This is a genomic window from Sphingomonas sp. S-NIH.Pt3_0716 (assembly GCF_003950715.1).
Lineage (GTDB): Bacteria > Pseudomonadota > Alphaproteobacteria > Sphingomonadales > Sphingomonadaceae > Sphingobium > Sphingobium yanoikuyae_A.
The window spans coordinates 1-4958 of the sequence record NZ_QLJK01000074.1 but is presented as its reverse complement, the minus strand read 5'-3'; the positions used below and the strand labels follow the sequence as shown (position 1 = coordinate 4958).

Annotated in this window: 3 protein-coding genes; all 3 read left to right on the top strand. The window is 72.4% G+C overall.

Annotated features, from left to right (window positions below):
* On the top strand, positions 1-1478 hold a 1478-nt coding region (locus BRX37_RS25825; protein WP_164522546.1), incomplete at its 5' end, for a baseplate J/gp47 family protein.
* Positions 1475-3316, top strand: coding sequence for a baseplate J/gp47 family protein (locus BRX37_RS25820; RefSeq protein ID WP_017498948.1), 1842 nt, complete (start codon positions 1475-1477; stop codon positions 3314-3316). The genes BRX37_RS25825 and BRX37_RS25820, both read left to right, overlap by 4 nt.
* A partial coding sequence (locus tag BRX37_RS25815) for a phage tail protein (protein ID WP_206434231.1) occupies positions 3313-4958 on the top strand: 1646 nt, incomplete at its 3' end. The genes BRX37_RS25820 and BRX37_RS25815, both read left to right, overlap by 4 nt.

Here is a 4958-nt window from a genome sequence, read left to right as displayed (position 1 = left end):
CCCCCCCGCCGGAACCCGATCCCGAACCGCCCTGCTCCTGCGAGGCCGAAGGCGCAGCGGCCGCGCCCGCCGCCGCCCGCACCATCCTGATCGGCTTCGACCAGCCCGTTCGCGGCTCGCCCTTGTCGCTCTATGTCGACGCGGTCCCGGTCAGCGGCGACTGGACGGTGACGGCGGAGGTCTATCGCAAAGGCCGCTTCACCCCCGCGCGCGTCATTTCGGACAGCAGCAGCGGCCTCGGCGAAAGCGGCGTGATCGCCATCGAGATGCTGGAGCCGCCCGACCGCGCGCAGTTGCTCGGGGCCAGCGCCTGCTGGCTGCGCCTCTCGCCGGTCGCCGATGCGGAAAACTGGTCGCCCCGGCTGCGCGGCGTCTATCTGAACGGCGTCATGGCCGCCTCGGTCGAAACCCGGTCGATGGAGACGATCGGCACGTCGGACGGCTCGCCCGACCAGAGCTTCCGCCTGTTCGCCGATCCGGTGGACGGCGCCAGCCTCGACCTCTGGCTGTCCGAACAGGTCGGCGAAGACGAAGGCGCCGCCCTCGCCGCGGAAGCGGCCATTTCCGGCATGCCCGGCCCATGGGTTCGGTGGACGCAGGTCCGCGAATTTCCGTCCGAGGATCAGGATGCGCCCGCGCGCCTCTATGCCGTGGACGAACAAAGCGGCCTCGTCAGCTTCGGCAATGGCCGCAACGCGCTGGCGCCGCCGATGGGCAGCGGGATCCTCGCGCGCAGCTATCGCCATGTCACCGGAACGGCGGCCAACGCCGTGGCGCCGGGCGACAAGCTGCAACCCATCTCGCCCCTCGCCGGCGTGGATCAGGTGATGGCGCTCGACGGCGCGCAGGGCGGAACCGATGTCGAGGCGCCGGAACAGGCCCGCGCCCGCGCGCCGGTAAAGCTGCTGAACGGCGGCCGCATCGTCACGCTCGGCGATGTGGAGAATTATGTCCGCGCCCGCTTCCCCACCGTGGCGCAGGCCAGCGCCGCCCCGTGGCGCGGCGCCAGCCGCCTCGTCGTCGTCGGACGGGGCGACGCGCTCATCCCGCCGCCCGCCGCGCTGAAGGCGGTCGCCGCGCGGCTGCACGGCGTCGCCAGCTTCGGCCTCCTCGCCCCCGGCCGGCTCGTCCTCGCGCCGCCGCGCCTGCTCAACGCCAGCATCGACCTCAGCGTCGATGTCGACCCCGGCGTCGATTATTCGGGGGTGGAGCAGGCCGCCAAGCGCGCGCTCGCCGCCTTCTTCCATCCCGAAACCGGCGGCCATGCTGGGCAGGGCTGGCCGGTCGGCGCGGCGCCCACTGCCACGGACGTCGCCGCCGCGCTGGCGGATCTGGGCGACCGTGCTGTCATCAGCGCCATCGTCATCGTCCGCGCCGATACCGGCGCCCCGCTGCCCGATCCGCTGCCCGCCGACGTGCTCGTCCTCGTCGCCCGCGCCGCCGTCACCGTCCATCTGTTTGCGGAGGCCGGCGCATGATCCCGCTCGCCACCAATCTCGACGACGCCGATTTCGACCGGCTGATGGCGACAGCGCGCGGCCGTCTGCCCGCGCTCGCGCCGGAATGGACCGACTATAATTTCCACGATCCGGGCATCATGCTCATCGAGCTGCTGGCGTGGCTGGTCGACACCCAGATCTATTCGGTCGCGCGCGACCGTCTCGACGAGCGCCTCGCCATGACCCGGCTGCTCGGCGCGCCGCCACGCGCCGCCGTCCCCGCCAGCGGCGTCGTCTATCCCGTGGAGGCGCCCACCGCCGCGCAGGCCATAGACGCCGGCATGGTTCTCTTGCCCCGGACAGGCTCGGTCCAGCGCGTAGAGACGACGCAGGCCATCACCCTCCTGCCCCACGCCATCGCGCGCATCGCCACCGTCGCGACGGATGGCCGCGCAACCGACCAGACGCAGATCAACGATCGCGCCCGGGCCGGCTTCTCGCCCTTTGGCGACGCCAATGACGGCACGCTGCGCATCAGTCTGACCGGCCCCTTACTCCCGGCCGACACGACCATCCGCCTGTCGCTGGGCTTCGAGGTGGAGGGCGCGCCATCATTCCAGCCGACGCTTGACCTTGGAACGCTCAGCGTCACCGACGCGGCGGGCGCCCCGATCGCCGTCGCGCTGGACGGCACGGCCGGGTTTCAGCGCAGCGGCGCGCTGATCCTCAGCCTGCCCGCCGGCGCGGTCCCGTCCGCCATCATCCTGCGCCCGTCCCAGCATTATGTGCTGACCCCGCGCCTCATCCGCGTGGCCCTCAACGCGCTGCCCGTCGAACAGCGCGCCACGATCGCGCTGCCCGTGCGTGACGGGAACAACCGCCCCGGCCAGACCATAGAGATCGATCCCTCAACGCTCTTTCCGGCGGACGAGCATGGCGACGGCCCGATCTGGCGACTCATCGACGCGCCTGTGGTCGAAAGCCTTGATACGGTTCCCGGCGCGGCATGGAACAATGGCCCGCTCGATCCCGCCGGCCCCGCCGACCTCCGCTTCGCTTATGAGGAACGGACGGACGGCGCACTCATCCGCATCCGCTTCGGCAATGGCGTCAACGGGCGCAAACCGGCGCTCGGCGAACCGCTCGGCGTGACGCTCCGCCTCACCTGCGGCGATGGCGGCATGGCCCGCCAGCCGGTCGACTGGGTGCTGGACGGCGCGCGCACGCTCTGGCGCAACCGGGAGGCGATCGGCGGCGGCGCGGACGCGCAGACGGTCGAGGACGCGCTGGCCGGCATCCGCGCCATGCTGGATGACGGCCGCCTGCTCGCCACATCGGCTCAGCTCGCAGAGGCCGCCCTCACCCTCGGCCCCGCATTGGGCGTCGCCCGCGCGACCGTCGAGGAAGGCTGGCAGCGCGGCCGGACATCGCCCGCCATCGCCGCCACCCGCACGCTCATCGTCGGCCACCGGCTGCCGGGGCGGGAGACGCCGGACTGGCTCGCCCGCATCGCCGCCGCGCTGCGCCCCCGCATCGCCATCGGCGAACGGCTGCTCGTCGTCGCGCCGGTCTACCGCTCCTTCACCTTTACCATAGCCGCCGGCCTTGCGCCGGGGCAGGACGGGGCGGCCGTCAAGGCCGCCGTCGCGCAGATGATCGCGGATCGCTTCGCCCTCGATGACGCGCGCTGGCCGCTCGGCCACGATGTGGAGGCCGCCGCCATCGCCGGCTGGGTCCGCCGGATCGCCGGCGTGGCCGCGCCGGTCATGGTGCGGATCATCACCGATGACGGCCCTGTCGAGCGTCTCGCGATCGGTCGCGGCGAACTGCCGCAATTGGGCGCGCCCGCCGCCATCAGCATCGGGGGCGCGGCATGAGCAGCGACGGCCTCGCCTATCGCTTCGAAACCGCGGCGCAGCAGGCGCTCTGCCTGGTCATGGCCACGCCCGAACGCCATGATCTGGATCGCGCCGATGGGGAGGTCGTCACAAACTTGTCCGGCGCCGTCAGCGCCTTCCTGATGGCGCCCGGCGGCCGGCCTGTCTGGATCGACGCCGACGGCGCGCTGCGCGCCGACGCTTGCGCCGGAAGCCGGGTCGGCTTCGTGCGCCGCATGGCGGCGGGCAGGCGCGCCCTCTGGCTCCTCTCCGACGCCGGCCTATTTCATTTCGATAATGAAACATTGCAACGCATGGAGATGCTGGACGCCAACGACGCCGCCGACATCGCCATCGGCACCGACGGCGTCTGGCTGCTCCTGTCCGATGGTCTTCTGCGCATCGGCCGCAAGCCGGCCCGGCGTCCCCTACCCGCCGCCGCCGCGGCCATCGACCGCATCGCCATCCATGGCGACAGCCTCGCTTTGCTCGACCGCGCGGCGAACCGCCTCATCCTGCAACGGCCGGACGAGCCGGACCTTGCGCTCGATCTCGCCGATCCGCTGGGCGCCGGCCAACCCGCCTTCACCGCCCGCGACATCCAATCCGCCCCGGCCGGCTTCCTGCTCTCCGGCGACTGGGACGGCGCGGCCGGCTATCTCATGCTCGATCCCAATGGCGAGCCGGGCGCATGGGGCCGGTTCGATGTCGCGCCCATCGCCTTCGCCGCGCAGGACGACGCGCTCTATCTCCTCTATCAGGACGGCGCGGTCGCCAGCCTGTTCCGCTTTCCCGGCGCGGCGGTGCTCGGCGGCCAGCTCTGGCTGACGCCGGCGCTGGAGAGCGATACGCTGGCGGGCGACTGGCTGCAGGCCAGCATCGCCGCGACCCTGCCCGAGGGCGCGACGCTGTCGCTGCGCTGGGCCGCCAGCCGCGACGCCGCGCTGCGCCTCTCGGCCGACGCCCTGTTGGACGACGACAGCCTCCTCCTCGGCCAGCGCGCCCGCATCCTTGGCGCCCTGTTGGATTGGTCGCCCATCACCCGAACCTTCGCTGAGACCGCGCATAACGTGCTTAAGTCCAACCCCTGTTGCTTCTCCCTGACCGGCGCGGATGGCAGTTTCCTCTGGCTGGAGGTCCGCCTCGACCGCAACAACGCGGCCAGCGCGCCCGTCCTCCACAGCCTCGTGGTCAGCCATGACCAGCCCGGCCTGATGCAATGGCTCCCCGCCGTCTACGCAACGCCGCAGGGCGATCTCGACGGAACCCTCGGCCGGCTGGTCGGCCTGTTCCAGGCGGTCGGCGGAGAACTGGACCACGCCATCGGCGCCCTCGCCATCCTGTTCGATCCCAAGGCCGCGTCCCCCGCCTGGCTCCCCCGCCTCGCCGGCCTCCTCGACCTGCCCTTTGACGAGACGCTGCCCGAAGCGGCGCAGCGCGCCATCATCGCCGCCGCCCCTCGCCTCCTCGCCCAGCGCGGCGCCCGCGCGGCGATCCTGACGCTGCTCACCGCCACGCTCGGCGACCGCCCCTATCGCGTCATCGACCGCACCGGCGCATTCGCCCCCGTCACGCCCGGCGCCCCCCGCCCCGCCCGCTCACTGCTGCCCCACATTCCCACCCCACCCTCCGCCCACAGCCC

What these genes read in the sequence shown, in the direction of transcription:
- BRX37_RS25820 (WP_017498948.1), top strand. Translation starts at nt 1,475, where the DNA reads ATGATCCCGCTCGCCACCAATCTCGACGACGCCGATTTCGACCGGCTG.